Source organism: Methylobacterium sp. WL116 (genome assembly GCF_008039455.1).
GTDB lineage: Bacteria > Pseudomonadota > Alphaproteobacteria > Rhizobiales > Beijerinckiaceae > Methylobacterium.
Genome location: NZ_VRUV01000851.1, coordinates 1 through 1,256, shown reverse-complemented (window position 1 = coordinate 1,256; position 1,256 = coordinate 1). Strand labels below are relative to the sequence as shown.

The 1,256-nt window shown below is 72.5% G+C and carries 1 protein-coding gene and 1 pseudogene; one reads left to right on the top strand and one right to left on the bottom strand.

From position 1 onward, the window contains the following. Positions 1-870 (bottom strand): LysR family transcriptional regulator (locus tag FV223_RS27905; protein ID WP_147729909.1); only part of this gene is annotated, 870 nt, incomplete at its 3' end. A 192-nt stretch (positions 871-1,062) separates the two neighbouring features. On the opposite strand from FV223_RS27905, the pseudogene FV223_RS27900 reads away from it, so the two are divergent. After that, positions 1,063-1,256: pseudogene (locus FV223_RS27900) on the top strand (aldehyde dehydrogenase iron-sulfur subunit); the annotation flags it as partial.

Sequence of the window (1,256 nt, the reverse complement as noted above, 5' to 3'; positions counted from 1 at the left end):
CACCAGCACGGCGAAGGCCGGCGAGGCCTGGCGGCGGCTCGGATAGTACAGGTGGTAGCCGGCGAAGGGCGCGCACCAGTCGGCGAGCACCCGCACGAGCCGGCCCGCGGCGATGTCCGCCCGGACGAGGTCGTCGGGCATGCAGGCGACGCCGAGCCCGGCCAGGGCCGCCGTCCTGGCCAGGAACACGCTGCTGAACGCGAGGGGGCCGTCCACCCGGACCCTCAGCTCGCGCCCGCCCTTCTCGAACTCCCAGGCGTAGCGGCCGCCGTAGCTGGCAAGATGCAGGTTGATGCAGGCGTGGGCGGTCAGGTCCTGGGGGGTACGCGGTCGAGGGCGCGCCGCGAAATAGGCGGGCGTCGCGACCACGGCCATGCGCAGGGCGGGCCCGATCCGGACCGCGACCATGTCCTTCTCGACATGATCCCCGATGCGGATTCCCGCGTCGAAGCGCTCGGAGACGATGTCGGTCAGGGCGTTCTCGGTGATCACGTCGACGGTGATATCCGGGTAGGCCGGCAGGAGCCGTTCCAGAGCCGGCCACAGGATGGAGGCGGCCGCGTGCTCGCCGGACGTGATCCGGATGGTCCCGGCCGGCTTGTCGCGCAGCGCGGTGAGTGCGGACAGGTCGGCCGCGATGCCGTCCAGTTGCGGCCCCACGATCCGCAGCAGGCGTTCGCCGGCCTCGGTCGGCACGACGGCGCGGGTGGTTCGCGCCAGGAGGCGGACGCCGAGGCGCTCCTCCAGCGCCCGGACGGCGCGGCTCAGCACCGGCTGCGTCACGCCGGACCGGGCGGCGGCCCGGGTGAAGCTGCCCTCCCGCGCCACCGCCGCGAAGGCGACGAGGTCGTTCAGGTTCTCCCGCAGCATTCATAACCCCAGGGCATGGCCTCAAGTGGAACCTAGTGCCTAATCGCGGCGCTCGGCAGCCCCTAGATCTCCTGCATGGCCCGGGACGGCGGCCCGACCGAGCCGTCGCCGTCACAGTCGGGCGACCCCCACCGACGGTGCGGAGACATCATGCAGCCCATGCGCGAGCCTGGATTGAACCGGAGAGACCTGATGGCAGGAACCACCGCCTGCGCGGCCATGGCGTCGATGCCGCCGGCCGCGAGAGCCGATCCCGGGCCCGGCGACCGCCCTGTCCTGGCGCGGGTGTGGTTCACGATCAACGGCCAGCGGCGCGAGCTCGAGCTCGACACCCGCACGAGCCTGCTCGATGCGGCGCGCGAGCATCTGCACCTGACCGGCTCGAA